Here is a 14,871-nt window from a genome sequence, read left to right as displayed (position 1 = left end):
TTACTCGTGGGTAACTTAGCTTGCAAGGCCCGCGACCCAGGCGTTGCCCACGTGTCCCGGGGGACGCGAAAGGCCTGCCACCACGAACCTCAGTTCGGGTGACAGGCCTCAGGGCGGGCGGGAGCTCAGCCGGCACTGCTGGAAGGTTGCGCGTCCTTGGACGTTTGAACTTCTTTTCCCTTGGACTCTTTGCCGGGAAGGGGAGCCGGGTTCAAGCACGCGTCGGTCAGTATCGGAGCGGCGAAGGAGATCTGCCACTCACGGGCACCCAGGGACCGCAACTCTGCGGCGACGGACTCCAGGGAAACATCAGCCGGAGGGCGCCAAGCGACCCGTCGTAAATAATCCGGTGTCAACAGGTTCTCCACTGGCAGCTTCAGCTCATCTGCTTTGGCTTGCAGGGCAGGCCTGGCGGTGGCCAGGCGTGCTGCGGCCTCGGGGTCCCTGTCCGCCCACACCCGCGGCGGAGGCGGGGCGTTGGTGGGCAAGTGCAGGGGTGGGAGATCCGTGAGTGTCCGGGCGTTGGTGATGCAGCGGAGCCAGCGCGGGGCTTCCCTCTGGGCGGACCGGCCGTGGAAGCCTTTGGTGGCCAGTAGCTGCGGCACGGTGGTAGGCATGGCCTTGGCTGCAGCCACCAGCGCCGAGTCAGGGATGAGCCGGCCGGGCGCTACGTCCCGTTTGCGTGCCAGTTGGTCGCGCTCAAGCCACAGCTCACGCACCGCTGTCAATTGGCGGCGGTCGCGTATCTGGTGGAGTCCGGAGGTCTTCCGCCAAGGATCCACGCGCGGGGCGGAAAGGCCCGCCGCGAGGATGCCTGCAAACTCCTGTTCGGCATATTCAAGCTTGCCGTCAGCCTCCAGCAATTCGATGAGTTCCTCGCGGAGTTCTGCAAGGACTTCGACGTCGAGCGCTGCGTAACGCAGCCAGGGTTCCGGCAGGGGGCGTGTGGACCAGTCGGCAGCGGAGTGTTCTTTCGCGAGGCCGAATCCCAGAAGTTGTTCAATGACGGCGGCAAGTCCCACGCGGGGGAGTCCCGCGAGGCGGGCGGCAAGTTCGGTATCGAAGAGCTTGTCCGGCCACATGCCGAGCTCCGAGAGGCAAGGGAGGTCCTGTGAGGCAGCGTGAAGTATCCATTCGACGCCGCGAAGGGCGTCATTGATGATGTCCAGGTTCTCGAATGGTTCGGGATCGATCAGCCAGGTTCCGGCGCCCTCGCGACGGATCTGTACCAGGAAAGCCCGCTGCCCGTAGCGGAACCCGGAAGCGCGTTCTGCGTCCACTCCGGCGGGTCCTGTTCCGGCGGCGATTGCAGCTGCGCACCGCTCCAGCCCGGACGGGGTATCTATGACCAGGGGTACTCCCTCGCGGGGAGTATCGAGATCGATGATTTCAGGGACGTGGCTATCGAAGCCGTCTACCTTGATGTGGGTGGTGGGATCAGCAACCGGGTCGCCGGCCGTGGTGTTTTCCGGATTTTCAGGGGTCATGGTGGGTTAAGCTTACCGATTCCGGCCACAGTGGGTTTGTGCACGCACATTTTGCATACCCGGCGACACGATTTTCACCCTCAATTGAGTCTCCTGTTGGGCAGTCCGGTGACGCCTGGTGGCAGGGGCGGCAGGCCAGCGAAGGTGCAGACCATGTCGGACCACGCTTCGAGGTGGGCTTGAACATCCTGGCTTGCCGGTGTCCAGGATGCGCGGAGTTCTATATCTATGGTGTCCGGCCGTTCAGCCAAGGTGCCGAAGCTTTCGGAGAGAATCCTGGTGGCGGTGCCGCCGGCAGCGCGATAGGGCGCGGCATGGTTTTCCAGGGCGTCAACGAGCCAGGTCCAGGCAACAGAGCCAAGCATGGAGTCGTTCCCCATCTCTGCGTCCATTTGAGCCCGAATGTAGGTGACGATGCGGAACTCCCCCTCCCAAACGGCAGAACCGTCGGGGTCATAAAGGAGGATGAAGCGGCCAGTGGCCAGTTCGTCGTCCTCTTCGCTTGAGGGACTGCTGCCTTGGTTCGCGGCGAAGGCCTTGGCCGCGGGTCCATGGACGGGAACTTGGCGGGTTGCCGCAGTGGGGCTGAAAACTTCAGCTCCCAGGGCAACTGCATAGGGAGCCAGACGGGCCGGCGCGGGGATCTCGTCAAGCCGCAGTTCGCTGCGGCATTGTGCTTTTCGTAGCGATCCCAAGGCGAAGAGAAATTCCGAGGGAACCTGTGCGAGGGCGTTCACCATCGCAGATTATGCGTCCGGGGCGGCGAATCTGTGCAGGCTCGCCGCCCCGGTTTGCACGTGTTGACTGTCAGGCCAGTTCACGCTTAATTGCCGCCACGAAAGCGTCAATGTCTTGCTCCGTGGTATCGAACGAACACATCCACCGAACTTCGCGCCGGGCGGCATCCCAGTCGTAGAAAGCGAAGGATTCACGCAGCTTGTCCGCCACGCCTTCGGGAAGGATGGCGAACACGCCGTTGGACTGCGTTGCCTGGGTTGGCTCCACGCCGTCGAGTCCTTCCACTGCCGTTCGCAGCCGGGCGGCCATGGCGTTGGCGTGTGCGGCGGAACGCAGCCACAGGCCATCCTCCAGCAGGGCAATGAACTGGGCCGAGATAAAACGCATTTTCGATGCCAATTGCATGTTCATCTTGCGCAGGAACTTAAGGCCGTCAGCTGCCTCCGGGTTCAGGGCAACCACGACTTCACCAAAAAGAAGTCCGTTCTTGGTACCGCCGAAGGACAGGATGTCCACGCCGGCGTCGCGGGTGAACGCGCGGAGGGGAACGTCCAGGTGCGCTGCGGCGTTCGCAAGCCGGGCGCCGTCCATGTGAAGCTTCATGCCCTTGGCGTGAGCGTGGTCAGCGATGGCCCGCACTTCTTGGGGCGTGTAGCAGGTGCCGAGTTCAGTGGTTTGGGTAATGGACACCACCAAAGGCTGCGCGCGGTGCTCGTCGCCCCAGCCCCAGGCCTCCCGGTCAATCAGCTCGGGCGTGAGCTTGCCGTCCTCGGTGGGCACTTGCAGGAGCTTGATCCCGCCCACCCGTTCCGGTGCACCGTTCTCGTCCATGTTGATGTGTGCCGTGGAGGCGCAAATCACCGCACCCCAGCGTGGAAGGAGTGATTGCAGGGCAAGAACGTTGGCGCCAGTGCCGTTGAAGACCGGGAAGGTCTCAACACCCGGGCCGAATTGCTGCTCCAGTACCTCTTGCAGCCTTGCTGTGTAGACGTCCTCACCATAGGACACCTGGTGCCCGCCGTTGGCGGCTGCCAGTGCTGAGAGGATCTCCGGATGCACGCCGGAGTAGTTGTCCGATGCGAACCCACGAACCGCAGGGTCATGCAGCTGACCCGCGCCGGGGGTTTCATTGGCGCTGTGGATTGCCTCTGTTGTGCTCGTCACTTGTTCATTCACGCTTTCAAGTCTATTTGGCCGGCGGGATTCTATTTGGCCAGCAGGATGCGCTGGCCGTTGAGGGTGGCGGCGGGTTGTTCAAAGAGTCCGACGGCGGCAGCCGCCAGTTCTTCAACGTCCGTGAAGCCGGGGAATCGCCTTTCGGGATGGGCTTCCCGCATAGCTGGATCCACGAGGGCTTTGACCACAAAAATCACTGCCGCGCTGTGTTGCCCGGTGGGGGATTCCGGGTTTCCGGCGCTTCCGGATTGCGCTCGCCGGAAACCATCCGCTAATGCCAAGGTCCAAGCTTCTGCAGCTGCTTTTGCCGCCGCGTAGCTGGCTGCCGCAGCTGTTGGAGCAGCGGCAGTGGTTGAGGAGACCATGGCGAAACGGCCGTGCGGGGATGCTTCAACCTGGCTGTAGAAGACCCGGGAGACGTTGCGGAGGGTGGTCACAGCGCTCCGTTCCATGGACTCCCAGTCCTCATCCGTTTGGTCTTCGATGCCCTTTGCGCCCCGCCAGCCGCCCACGAGGTGGATCACGCCGTCGATGCCCTCGATGCCGAGGTCACGGATGCCAGCCTCGAGTTCCCGTACGGAATCCAAGCTGGAGAGATCGGAAACCAGGGGAGTTGCCCCATTGCCGGCTTCAGCTGCGGCCGCTTTAATCCGGACATCGTCCGAACCCACGGTGAGGACCCTGTGACCGGCAGCCGCCAACGCACGCGCAACGGCGACGCCCGAAGCGCTGCTTCCGCCGGTCACAAGGATGGTCAGTGTGGTCATCAGGCCGCCGTCGAGCCAGTGATGCCGGTGGTGGACTCGATGACAGGGCGCATCTTCTTCTCCAGTGCTTCGTAGAACATGGACAGGGGGAACTCGTCATCCAGCACCTGGTCCGTGAGGCCGCGGGGCGGACCGTCCAGGGGCAGCGCTTCCGGGCCCTTGGCCCATACCGACGCCGGGTGCGGAGTCACGGTGCTCGAAATGAGATCGTAAGCCGCCAGCCAGTGGGCAGCCTTCGGGCGGTCGATCGAGCGCCAGTACAGCTCCTCGATTTTGGCGCCGAGTTCCACTACTACCGAGGCAGCTTCGTCCCAGTCGATGGAGAGCTTGCTGTCCGTCCAGTGGAGCACGTGGTGCTGGTGCATCCATGCGAACAGGAGCTGGCCGCCCAGGCCGTCGTAGTTACGGACGCGGCTGCCCGTGATGGCGAACCGGAAAATCCGGTCGAAGATCACTGCATACTGGACGAGTTTTGCATGCTTGCGGGCATCGGGGTCGGCTTCTTCGTCTTTTTCAATGCGTACGGACTCCCGGAATGCGGTCAGATCGCAGCGCAGCTCCTCCAGCGAATAAAGGAAGAATGGCATTCGCTGCTTGATCATGAACGGATCGAAGGGAAGGTCCCCGCGCATGTGGGTGCGGTCGTGGATCAGGTCCCACATGACAAAGGTTCGTTGCGTCAGTTCCTGGTCCTCGATGAGCTGTGCTGCATCCTCGGGCAGTTCCAGCGACGTGGTGGCCGCAGCTGCCTTGAGGACGCGGCGGAAACGTGCGGCCTCGCGGTCGGCGAAGATGGCGCCCCATGTAAAGGTAGGGGTCTCGCGGACTGCCACCGTCTCGGGGAAGAGTACAGCCGAGTTGGTGTCGTACCCGGGCGTGAAATCCACGAAGCGGATGGGGACGAAGAGTTTGTTGGAGTACTCGCCGGCCTCCAGGCCGCCAATGAACTCCGGCCAGATAACCTCGATCAGGACGGCTTCGACCAACCTGTTGGTGCTGCCGTTCTGCGTGTACATGGGGAAAACCACCAGATGCTGGAGGCCGTCGATGCGCTGCTCCTGGGGCTGGAACGCCTGAAGGGAGTCCAGGAAGTCCGGCACTCCGAACCCGCCTTCCACCCACCGGCCGAAGTCTTCCACCAGGAGCTCCAAGTACCGGGCATCGTGGGGGAAGTGCGGTGCCAGGGCAGCGATGGCGTCGGTCACTGTGGCAACGAGGCTCGCTGCCTCGGAGTGGGCTGCGGAATCGGCAATGGAACCGTCCTGCTCCTGGTGAGCCTGCAGTGCTGTGGCAGCGGCCTTCAGGGTCATCCATTCGGCGTTGTCAGCGGTGACCCGCGGCAGGATGGCGGTGGTGATGGTGGTCATGGTGCTCGGCCCTTTCGAAGTGGTGTTTGCTTCTGGGCCGAGCGTAGCAAGCAAAAAGCATTGCTAATCCAAGAATGACCTGAGCATAAGAAACTCTTGGTCATTCGGTGCTTGGAGGAGGGTTGAGATTCAGTCCCGCCATAGGGAGCCGCAAATAACGCCGCATTTCCGGACGGGCCGGCAAAGCGCCAGGCCGTCCGGAACTGCCTAGCTCTCTTCCTGCGTCACCAAACGAAGCGAAACGGAGTTGATGCAGAACCGCTGGTCCGTGGGCGTGCCGTAGCCCTCGCCCTCGAAAACGTGCCCCAGGTGCGAGTCGCAGTTGGCGCACCGGACCTCAACACGATCCATTCCCATGGTGCGGTCATGCAGATATCGGACCGTGCCTTCGGCCAAGGGCGCCCAGAACGACGGCCAACCACAATGGGAATCAAATTTCTCCCGGCTGGTGAACAACTGGCTGCCGCAAGCGCGACACTGGTACACGCCTTCCGTGTGGGTGTCCCAGTACTCGCCCGTGTACGGCCGCTCTGTTCCCGCCTGCCGAAGAACACGGTATTCCTCGGGCGTCAGCTCCTCCCGCCACTGGGCATCGCTCTTTTCCACGGGCACAGAAGTTGTCTTGCTGGTGTTGTCAGGAGTGTTCATGTCTAATGCAACGCTCACGAGTCGCCGATAAATCCCGAACCTGCGTACAGGTGGAGGACCGGAAGACCCAGCTGATCCTGTGCCTTATTGGCCCAGTCCGTGTGGAACGTGTCCGAAATGGCATGGGGCCGGGTAATGACCACCGCCTGGGCAGCGTCCACCGCACGGACCTTGGCCACCAAGCCGGCCACGGCACCGCCGTCGACGACCTCTCCGGTGACGCCACCGCCCAACCCGGCCAACGCGGCCAGCGATGCAGCCAGCGTCTCGGAGGCCTCCGCACGCTCAGCTTCGGGGTCAGGATGCTGTGCAGTGAGCTCCCGGAACGCCTTGGCGATATCAAGCAGCGACAGGTTCTCCAGGAAATCCACCAGTAGGTGTCGCTCTGTGTTTGAGGGGACCAGGACAATAAGGGGCGCATCACCGCCGTCAAGCAATTTGGCGATGTTAACGCGGTCGTCGGGGCCGAGGGGCTCTTCAGTCAGGATGACGATGGGATCACTCATGGCTACAGCGTAGTCCCGGCGAACCGGTGTCCGCAGACTTTTGCGACTCTGATTCACGCGCCAGGAATCGCGGGCCGATGCGCCGCGCGGTCCACGCCTGCCCCAAGCACAGCCGCTGAGCAGCAACAATGGAACCATGGCATCGACTACCCCGCCAGCGAGCGACGCTGCAGATAAGAAACTCTCCCTCCGCACCAAATGGGCCATCGCAGGCTTCCTGGCCGGCGGTACCGTAGCCGGGCTGGTAGGTGCGGGGTCCTCGGCGCTCGCCGTGTATTTTGCCCGTCGTGTCATTACGCCCGCCGCCCGGCACGAGGATCAGGAAGTGCTTGCCGTGATCCGCGGTGACAAGGGACAACAAGTCATTCTTGCGGCCACCCCCGATACCACCATCGACGGCGTCTTCAGCCTCTTCTTCTCCGGCGGCCAAGGACATGCCAGGATCGGCCAAATTGTGTCCTATTCGCCCGCCGAGCAAACCGTGCTGCGGGAAGTCGAGGAAGTTTACAGCGGAAACCTCTCGGAGGCTCGCCGTGCTTGGTGGAGCGGTGCAACGTACCCGGACCCGGCCGCGATCGGCCTTGCGGCCGAGGACGTGGACATAGAGATCAAGGGCGGGAAAGCACCTGCCTGGCTGATCCGGGCCGAAGCTTCGGCAGCGGCGCCAGTGTGCGCAATCATGGTCCATGGCCGCGGAGCGACGCGCCTGGAAGGCCTCCGTGCCGTCCGCGCTGCTCGTGAACTCGGGATGGATAGCCTCCTGATCTCCTACCGTAATGACGGCCTTGCCCCCGCCGCGCCGGATGGACGATACGGCCTCGGTTCCACGGAATGGCGCGACGTTGAGGCCGCGATCGAGTACGCACTCGATCAGGGCGCGCAGGAAATAGTTCTGTTTGGCTGGTCCATGGGCGGGGCGATCAGCCTGCAAACAGCCGACCTGTCCAAGCACCGCCACCTCATCCGCGCGTTGGTACTGGATGCCCCGGTCATCAACTGGGTCAATGTGATGGCCCATCACGCCGAGATGAACAGGATCCCGTACAACGTGGGTCGGTATGGACAGATGATGCTGAGCCATCCCTTGGGGCGCAGGCTGACCGGACTATCCGCGCCTGTGGACCTGAAAGCGATGGACTGGGAAGCGCGGGCAGTCGAGTTGCGGACCCCCACCTTGCTGATCCACAGCGTGGACGACGACTACGTGCCCTTCGGGCCCTCCGCCAGCCTTGCGGAGAAGAACCCCGAGATGGTCACCTTTGAGCCGTTCGACGGCGCCCGGCACACCAAAGAGTGGAACGTCGACCCCGAACGGTGGGAGCGCCTGGTCCGCGCCTGGCTGCAGAGGCAACTGGCCCCCCGAAACAATCCCGGGCAGGTGGGCGCTACGGGGCAGCCCGCCTGAGGGCCCCTGGCGGTACAGGGTGGCTACCGGCGGTGCCGGGTCAGCCCTTGATGCTTGACGCAGTGCCGATCGGAGCCGTGATGGCCTTGGTGAGCCGGATGAGATCGGCCGGAGCCAGCTCAATGTCCAGTCCACGGCGGCCTCCGGAAACAAGGAGGGTAGCCAAGCTCAAGGCGGACTCGTCAAGCACCGTGGGTGAGGGCTGCCGCTGTCCCAAAGGTGATATGCCTCCCAGCACATATCCAGTGCGCCGTTCGGCGGCCTTGGGCTCGGCCATTGCTGCCTTCTTGGACCCGAGGGCGGCAGCGACCGACTTGAGGTCGAGGTTTCCGGACACCGGGACGATGGCCACTGCCAGGCGGCCTTCAACCTCCACCATGAGGGTCTTGAAAACCCGCTCAGGCTCGATGCCCAGGACTTCCGAGGCCTCCATGCCGTAACTGGCCGCTGAGGGATCGTGGGCATAGGGGTGCAACACGAAGGGAACGCCGGCCGCTGCAAGTGCTGCAGTAGCCGGCGTTCCCTGTGAAGCCATCTTCTTGGCCATACCTGTGGTTGTGCCCTTCAGTTTTCCAGCGGGTCAGTTTTCCAGCCGGCTGGCGGCTGCGACTTTCCGCTTGATACGCCCCAGCATGGCAGTCATTCCCCGCATGCGCAGGGGAGTGATGGCCCGGGTGAGGCCCAACAGCTCCGGCATATCGTCAGGCACCGCAAGGATTTCCTCAGCAGTCAGTCCATCCAAGCCCTCGTGCAGGACCCCTGCGAAGCCGCGGGTTGTGGGCGCCTCCTGGGGAGCTTTGAAGAAGAGCCGGTAGGCGCGGGCGCCGCCGTCGGGATTTTTCTCGGACTCAATGGTGAGAAACAACGGTGACTGGCACTCCACAACCTGTTCCAGCAGTTCAGGGTGGTCCTTCAAGCGCTCTGGAAGCTCCGGCAAGCCCCTCGAGAATTCGAGCAGGAGTTGCAGGCGGTCAGGCTCCGTCAGTGCCTGGAAGTCATCGACGATTTCCGCCAGGGCGGTGGGCAAAGTGTTCGTACTCATCACTTCCAGCTTACGCACAACAGCGGTCAATGCATCTTGTGTGGCCGAACACTACGGATGCCTTGATCCCTGCCTTGTTCTGACGAGCCCTAGTTGCTGACGAGGGACGCAGGAACGGAACCGCGCTCGGCGCCCTTGACGATGGGAACCCGCACAGCGTTGCCCCACTCGGTCCAGGAGCCGTCGTAGTTGCGGACAGTGTCGAAGCCCAGCAGGTACTTCAGCGCGAACCAGGTGTGGCTGGAACGCTCGCCGATGCGGCAGTAGGCCACCACGTCATCGCCGGGTTCCAAGCCAGCCTCGCCAAGGTACAGGGCTTCGAGCTCTTCACGGCTCCGGTAAGTGCCGTCTTCAGCCGCAGCGCGTGCCCACGGGATGGACGCGGCGGTGGGAATGTGGCCGCCCCGCAGCGCGCCCTCTTCCGGGTAGGCCGGCATGTGCGTTCGCTGTCCCGTGTACTCCTCAGGGGAGCGGACATCTATCAGGGGGTTGCCCAGGTGGGCAAGGACGTCTTCCTTGAACGCGCGGATGGGAGCATCATTGCGTTCCACCTCCGGGTATTCACCCACTGCGGGCTGGGGGACGTCGGTGGTCAGCTCGCGGCCTTCGGCGATCCACTTGTCGCGGCCACCATCGAGGAGGCGGACATCCTCATGCCCGAACAGCGTAAAGACCCAGAGCGCGTAGGCAGCCCACCAGTTGGACTTGTCACCGTAGATGACCACGGTGCTGTCGCGGGAGATGCCCTTGGAGGCCGCGAGGGCGGCAAAAGCGGCACCGTCCACGTAGTCGCGGGTGACCTCGTCATTCAGGTCGGTGTGCCAGTCAATCTTGACGGCGCCCGGGATGTGGCCGGTTTCGTAGAGGAGAACGTCTTCGTCGGACTCAACAACCACAAGCTTGCCGTCGGCAATGGCGCCGTCTGCAAGGGCTGCCGCGAGCCACTCAGTGGACACAAGTCGTTCCGGGTTCGCATACGATGCAAACTTTTCGTTCTGTTCAACTGGGTAGGACATGGTGATGGCCTTTCACTGACAACGGTCGGAGCCAGGCCGTGGAAGGTGGTGCAGGTGCCGGCCGGGCGTGCTCCAACACTAACCACGGGCAGCGAGGAATGCTTCCCTGTGGTCATACGGTGAAACATGGGCTTGGTCACGTGACGGTTTTCCGAGTGTCCGATGCCGGTATTCTTGCTGGGGACCTAAAACCAAAGGAACGGACCACCGTGGTAAAGATCGAACAACTGGCTGCCCGCACACCGGCAGTCTCCGTGGAGGAACTCCTCAAGGGTTTCTACCCGTCTCCGCGATTCGGAGAGGTATCGTTCGACAGTTACCGGCCGGATCCTTCCCAGCCGAGCCAGGCAAACGCAGTGAAGCTGCTTTCCGGATTTGCCGATGGCGTGGGATCCGATGAAGGTGGAGGTCTCTTCAAAAAGTTGTTCGCCAAGAAGGCGCCGGCAACGAGGGCAGGAATCTACCTCGACGGCGGTTTTGGTGTGGGTAAGACCCACCTCCTGGCTTCCCTTTGGCACAGGTCCCCGGGCCCGAAGGCCTTCGGAACGTTCGTGGAATACACCAACCTCGTGGGTGCGCTGTCCTTCCGTAAGACTGTGGAAGCGCTGAGCAGCTACAAGCTGGTGTGCATCGACGAATTCGAACTTGATGATCCGGGCGACACCGTGCTCATGTCCCGGCTCATGCGGGAACTCGCCGACGCCGGTGTGAAGCTTGCGGCAACGTCCAACACCCTCCCCGGTTCCCTGGGTGAAGGGCGCTTCGCGGCGGTGGACTTTCAGCGCGAAATACAGGTACTCGCGGACCAGTTCGACGTCGTCAGGATCGACGGCGAAGACTTCCGCCACCGCGGTTTGCCCGCGGCTCCCGCACCCCTCAAGACCGAGGAACTTAAGCACCGTATGCGTGCCGAGTTCGACGGAAAAACCGTGGCTGTGGACGATTTCCGCACACTCGTGAATCATTTGGCCGCCGTCCACCCCAGCCGTTACCGGCAGCTCATCTCGGGCGTGGAGGCCGTGGTGTGGAGCGACGTCGAAACCATCACCGAACAGGCTGTCGCCCTCCGCTTTGTGGTTCTTGCGGACCGGCTCTATGACAAAGACGTGCCGATCCTGGCCAGTGGCGTACCTTTCGATCAGCTCTTTACCGAAGAGATGATGACCGGTGGCTACATGAAGAAGTACTTCCGCGCTGTCTCCAGGCTGACGGCTCTTGCCCGTGAGGCCCAGAACCACGAACCTGCCTGATCCGGGTTTACTGCTTGCTTCAGGCGTCTCGGTTGAACCGGGCTTCCGGCCTGCTTCACGCTTTGTGAACAGGTTCGCGGCTTTTCAGCATCCATCGCACCAGGATGCCGCCTGCCAGCGCCCAGAAGGCAGCGCCAACGCCGGCGAAGCTCAGGCCTGAGGCTGCCAGCAGGAAAGTGATGCAGGCCGGGATGCGTTCCTCGGCCACTGCCAGAGCGGATGAGATGGACGAGGCCAGCGTCCCAAGGAGTGCGAGGCCTGCTACGGCCTCAAGAAGTCCGGGTGGGGCTGCAGCCACCAAAGTGACCAGTGCTGCTGAGGCAACGGCCAGGATCAGATAAGCAAAGCCTGAGACGAACGCGGCGATCCAGCGCCTGCCGTGGTCCTTACCGGCCTCCTCACCTGCCGCCAAGGCTGCGCTGAGGGCGGCCAGATTGATCGCATGGCCTCCGAATGGCGCTCCCGCGATGGTGCCCGCTCCGGTTATCAGCATCGACGGACGCCACGGGGTGGTGTAGCCGAACGATTTCAGGACCGCGACGCCGGGAATGTTTTGTGACGCCATGGTGACGATGAACAAGGGCAGTGCCAAACCCACTGCAGCCTCAACGGTAAAAGCGGGGGTGGTCCACTCCAGCCTCGGCAGGAGGCTGGCGGCGGGGATGTGAACCCCGTTGGACACGATGTGGACGCCGATAACCGCCAGTGCGACGAGCAGCGATGCCGGCACCGACCAACGTGGTGCGAATTTCATCAAGACCACCCAGCACACCACCACCGGCGCGATGAACAGGGGAGCCGATCCCAACGATTTGAACGGAGCAAGGCAAAGGGGGAGCAGCACGCCGGCGAGCATTGCCTGTGCCAGTGCGGTGGGGATCTTCGCCATGATCCTCCCCAAGACGGGAAGGAGCCCTGTCAGGACGATCAGCACCCCGACGATGAGGAAGGCACCTACAGCAGCCGGCCAGCCGCCGTCGACCATTCCAGCGGAGGCGAGCAACGCCGCCCCGGGCGTGGACCACGCCAACGTCACGGGCATCCGGGACCGCCATGAGAGCCACAGGATGCCCAGACCGAAGGTGAGCGTTAGCGCAAGTAACCCACTGGATGCCTGGGCCTGGTTCGCCCCGACAGCCTTCAAACCTGCAAGAACCACAGCGAACGACGAGGTGAAACCCACCAGGGCGGTGACGATGCCTGCCGTGATGGGTGGTCCCAGCGTCTCCTTGGCGGCACGGCTTTGGACGGCAGAGGTGGAAGCTGAAGGCATAACGTCCAACGTACCTGACCAGCCGGTTTAGCGGCTGCCACTTAAACGCCAAGGGCACCGGTGGCGCCTCTCGGCGGGACCGGTGCCCCCTTGACGTATCTGGTACGGCGGCTCAGGCAGCTACGGCTGCTTCGGCTCATCCGTGACGGGAGCCTGTCCAGGCTTACCGTCGTTCTTGGCCACGAAATCGGAAGCGGCATTCTGGACTTTGTCGACGTGACCGGCGTACTTGCCGCCCGTCTTCTGGTCCACAAAATCCCCGGCCTTGTCGATGCCATTCTTGATGGCTTCTTCGTTGCCTTGAATGAGACCCTGAGCCTTGCCCTTCAGGTCGTCAATTAAACCCACGGGCACCTCCCTTCCATTCGCGGAGCCAGTTCGCTCCTCCGCGTCCGACCCTAACACCAGTTCTCCGGGGTGCCAAGGGTTCAGCGGCGGCCTGTGGATGAACTACGCCAACGGCTGATTTTCGACCTTGTGGCGCGGGCTGTCCGGATTCATGAGGGAGTGCCTGCGTCCATAGGCGAAGTAGATGATCAGGCCGATTACAAGCCAGGCCCCGAACCGCAACCAGGTTTCCCAATGGAGCTGGAACATGAGGAAGGCCGATGCAAGGACACCGAAGGCGGGAACAACCGGCATGAACGGCAAACGGAACGTGCGGGGAGCGTTGGGCTTGGTGTAGCGGAAGACGATCACTGAAACGCAGACCACCACGAAGGCAGCCAGGATGCCGATGTTGGTGAGGTCGGCAACTTCCTTGATGGGGAAGACGCCTGCGAGGAACGCCGAAGCAACACCTGCGATCCACGTGACGCGCTGCGGAGTCCCGTGGCGGTCAGTCTTGGCAAACCAGCCGGGGAGAAGGCCGTCGCGGCTCATGGAGAACCACACGCGGGTGACACCCAGAAGGAAGGTGAGCATCACGGTGAGGATGGACAGGACCGCGAACACCGAAATGATGGTGGCGATGACTGGCAGGCCGACGCCCTGGAACGCCGATGCGAAGCCGGCTGTGGGATCAATGTCCTTGTAGTTCTGCATGCCGGTGAGCACCAGTGTCGCGGCAACGTAAAGCAGCATGGCCACGATGAGGGAGAGGATGATGGCCTTGGGCATGTGCTTCTTGCCGTCCTTCGCCTCTTCCGCAGCGGTGCTCATGGCGTCATAGCCGAAGACGGCGAAGAACACGGTAGCGGCACCGGCCAGGACGGGGCCGAATCCGCTGGGCATGAACGGGTTGTAATTCTCGGTGTTGATGTAGAAAATACCCAGGCCGATGATGAACAGGATCAGGATGACCTTGATGGCAACTGCTACCAGTTCAAAGCGGCCAAATGCCTTGGTGCCCCGGCTCAGGATCCAGGTGACCAGGAGGCAAACGAGGATGGCCGGCAGGTTGATGATGCCGCCCTTGCCCTCATCAGCGGTGGACGTCATCCACGTGGGCATATGGATTCCGATGCCGGAAAGGAATGCATCGAAGTACCCGGAAATCCCGATGGCCACCACAGCCACGATGGCGATGTACTCAAGCAGGAGGTCCCAGCCGATGAACCAGCCGATGATCTCTCCCAAGGCAACGTAGCCGTAGGTGTAGGCCGATCCGGCCCGGGGAATCATGCCGGCGAATTCGGCGTAGGACAACGCTGCTGCGCCGGAAGCGAGACCGGCGATCAGGAACGAGAAGAGCACGGCAGGGCCGACGCCCGGGTTGCTCTCGCTGCCATGGGCTACCAGCCCGGCCAGCGAGAAGATGCCGACGCCGATGATTCCGCCGACGCCGATGGCTGTCAGTTGCCAGAGGCCAAGACTCTTAAAAAGTCCGCTGTGTTTATTCTCTTCCTCGATATCGTCGATGGGCTTGCGCCTCAGGACGGACTTTGATGCCGTCATTTGGTTCATGGGGGTACTCCTGCCGGTAGGCGTGGAACGGTGATGAGCTCGCAGTACATTATGCGAGCCGAATCACATTAGATAAAGCGACTTCTTCTGAGGGGTATCGGTTACTTCCAATAATCAATTGAGTATTGGCCGAATCCGGGCATAAAAAAAGCAGCTCCGGGGAGCTGCTTTCTCTCTTTGGAGCGGACGACGAGATTCGAACTCGCGACATCCACCTTGGCAAGGTGGTGCTCTACCAGCTGAGCTACGTCCGCACATGTTGTCTGCCGGGCTGATACCTGGCCTTCAACA

At 62.6% G+C, this 14,871-nt stretch carries 15 protein-coding genes and 1 tRNA gene; 2 read left to right on the top strand and 14 right to left on the bottom strand.

The genetic code is table 11. The features are described 5' to 3' along the window. Positions 1–125: 125 nt before the first annotated feature. From ACIQTW_RS12850 to ACIQTW_RS12820, 7 genes are all read right to left on the bottom strand, one after another. Entirely contained in the window at positions 126–1,487 is a 1,362-nt protein-coding gene (locus ACIQTW_RS12850) for an HRDC domain-containing protein (RefSeq protein WP_402937296.1), read from the bottom strand. Between the two features lie 80 nt (positions 1,488–1,567). Further along, complete coding sequence (locus tag ACIQTW_RS12845) at positions 1,568–2,227, bottom strand: DUF3000 domain-containing protein (RefSeq protein ID WP_105690896.1); 660 nt, start codon at positions 2,225–2,227, stop codon at positions 1,568–1,570. A 67-nt stretch (positions 2,228–2,294) separates the two neighbouring features. After that, positions 2,295–3,401 carry a threonine aldolase family protein gene (locus ACIQTW_RS12840; RefSeq protein ID WP_402937294.1) on the bottom strand — a complete coding sequence of 369 codons (1,107 nt, stop codon included), beginning with the start codon at positions 3,399–3,401 and terminating at the stop codon, positions 2,295–2,297. Positions 3,402–3,430: 29 nt separating this feature from the next. Continuing rightward, a complete protein-coding gene (locus tag ACIQTW_RS12835; protein ID WP_402937292.1) occupies positions 3,431–4,168 on the bottom strand; it encodes an SDR family NAD(P)-dependent oxidoreductase in 738 nt (245 codons plus the stop codon). After that, on the bottom strand, positions 4,168–5,535 hold the full coding sequence (locus ACIQTW_RS12830; protein WP_402937290.1) for a DUF6421 family protein: 1,368 nt from the start codon (positions 5,533–5,535) through the stop codon (positions 4,168–4,170). Before ACIQTW_RS12830 ends, ACIQTW_RS12835 begins: the two co-directional genes overlap by 1 nt. A gap of 207 nt (positions 5,536–5,742) precedes the next feature. Continuing rightward, positions 5,743–6,183, bottom strand: coding sequence for a peptide-methionine (R)-S-oxide reductase MsrB (gene msrB / locus ACIQTW_RS12825; RefSeq protein WP_402937288.1), 441 nt, complete (start codon positions 6,181–6,183; stop codon positions 5,743–5,745). A gap of 14 nt (positions 6,184–6,197) precedes the next feature. Beyond that, positions 6,198–6,689, bottom strand: coding sequence for a hypothetical protein (locus tag ACIQTW_RS12820; RefSeq protein ID WP_091467649.1), 492 nt, complete (start codon positions 6,687–6,689; stop codon positions 6,198–6,200). A gap of 136 nt (positions 6,690–6,825) precedes the next feature. On the opposite strand from ACIQTW_RS12820, the gene ACIQTW_RS12815 reads away from it, so the two are divergent. Further along, positions 6,826–8,094 (top strand): alpha/beta hydrolase family protein, encoded by a 1,269-nt coding sequence (locus ACIQTW_RS12815; RefSeq protein WP_402937286.1) that lies wholly within the window; start codon positions 6,826–6,828, stop codon positions 8,092–8,094. Positions 8,095–8,134: 40 nt separating this feature from the next. Here ACIQTW_RS12815 and ybaK read toward each other — a convergent pair whose 3' ends face one another. The 3 genes from ybaK to ACIQTW_RS12800 form a co-directional block, all read right to left on the bottom strand. Continuing rightward, positions 8,135–8,641, bottom strand: a complete 507-nt coding sequence (gene ybaK / locus ACIQTW_RS12810; RefSeq protein WP_402937284.1) for a Cys-tRNA(Pro) deacylase — start codon at positions 8,639–8,641, stop codon at positions 8,135–8,137. A gap of 33 nt (positions 8,642–8,674) precedes the next feature. After that, positions 8,675–9,136: a SufE family protein gene (locus tag ACIQTW_RS12805; RefSeq protein ID WP_178995486.1), complete on the bottom strand. Its 462-nt coding sequence runs from the start codon at positions 9,134–9,136 to the stop codon at positions 8,675–8,677. Between the two features lie 89 nt (positions 9,137–9,225). Continuing rightward, complete coding sequence (locus ACIQTW_RS12800; RefSeq protein ID WP_402937282.1) at positions 9,226–10,152, bottom strand: sulfurtransferase; 927 nt, start codon at positions 10,150–10,152, stop codon at positions 9,226–9,228. Between the two features lie 209 nt (positions 10,153–10,361). On the opposite strand from ACIQTW_RS12800, the gene zapE reads away from it, so the two are divergent. Then, positions 10,362–11,402, top strand: a complete 1,041-nt coding sequence (gene zapE, locus ACIQTW_RS12795; RefSeq protein ID WP_402937581.1) for a cell division protein ZapE — start codon at positions 10,362–10,364, stop codon at positions 11,400–11,402. Positions 11,403–11,457: 55 nt separating this feature from the next. Here zapE and ACIQTW_RS12790 read toward each other — a convergent pair whose 3' ends face one another. From ACIQTW_RS12790 to ACIQTW_RS12775, 4 genes are all read right to left on the bottom strand, one after another. Then, positions 11,458–12,675, bottom strand: coding sequence for a benzoate/H(+) symporter BenE family transporter (locus ACIQTW_RS12790; protein ID WP_402937280.1), 1,218 nt, complete (start codon positions 12,673–12,675; stop codon positions 11,458–11,460). 120 nt (positions 12,676–12,795) lie between these two features. After that, the gene (locus ACIQTW_RS12785; protein WP_091466768.1) at positions 12,796–13,029 is read right to left on the bottom strand and encodes an antitoxin; all 234 of its coding nucleotides are present in this window, start codon (positions 13,027–13,029) and stop codon (positions 12,796–12,798) included. Between the two features lie 96 nt (positions 13,030–13,125). Continuing rightward, entirely contained in the window at positions 13,126–14,580 is a 1,455-nt protein-coding gene (locus ACIQTW_RS12780; RefSeq protein ID WP_402937278.1) for an amino acid permease, read from the bottom strand. Between the two features lie 178 nt (positions 14,581–14,758). Then, positions 14,759–14,834, bottom strand: a tRNA-Gly gene (locus ACIQTW_RS12775). Positions 14,835–14,871 lie beyond the last annotated feature (37 nt).

Origin of the sequence: Paenarthrobacter sp. NPDC090517, assembly GCF_044769165.1 — a bacterium.
Lineage (GTDB): Bacteria > Actinomycetota > Actinomycetes > Actinomycetales > Micrococcaceae > Arthrobacter.
The sequence above is the reverse complement of the archived record's forward strand: the minus strand, read 5'-3'. Positions and strand labels throughout refer to the sequence as shown.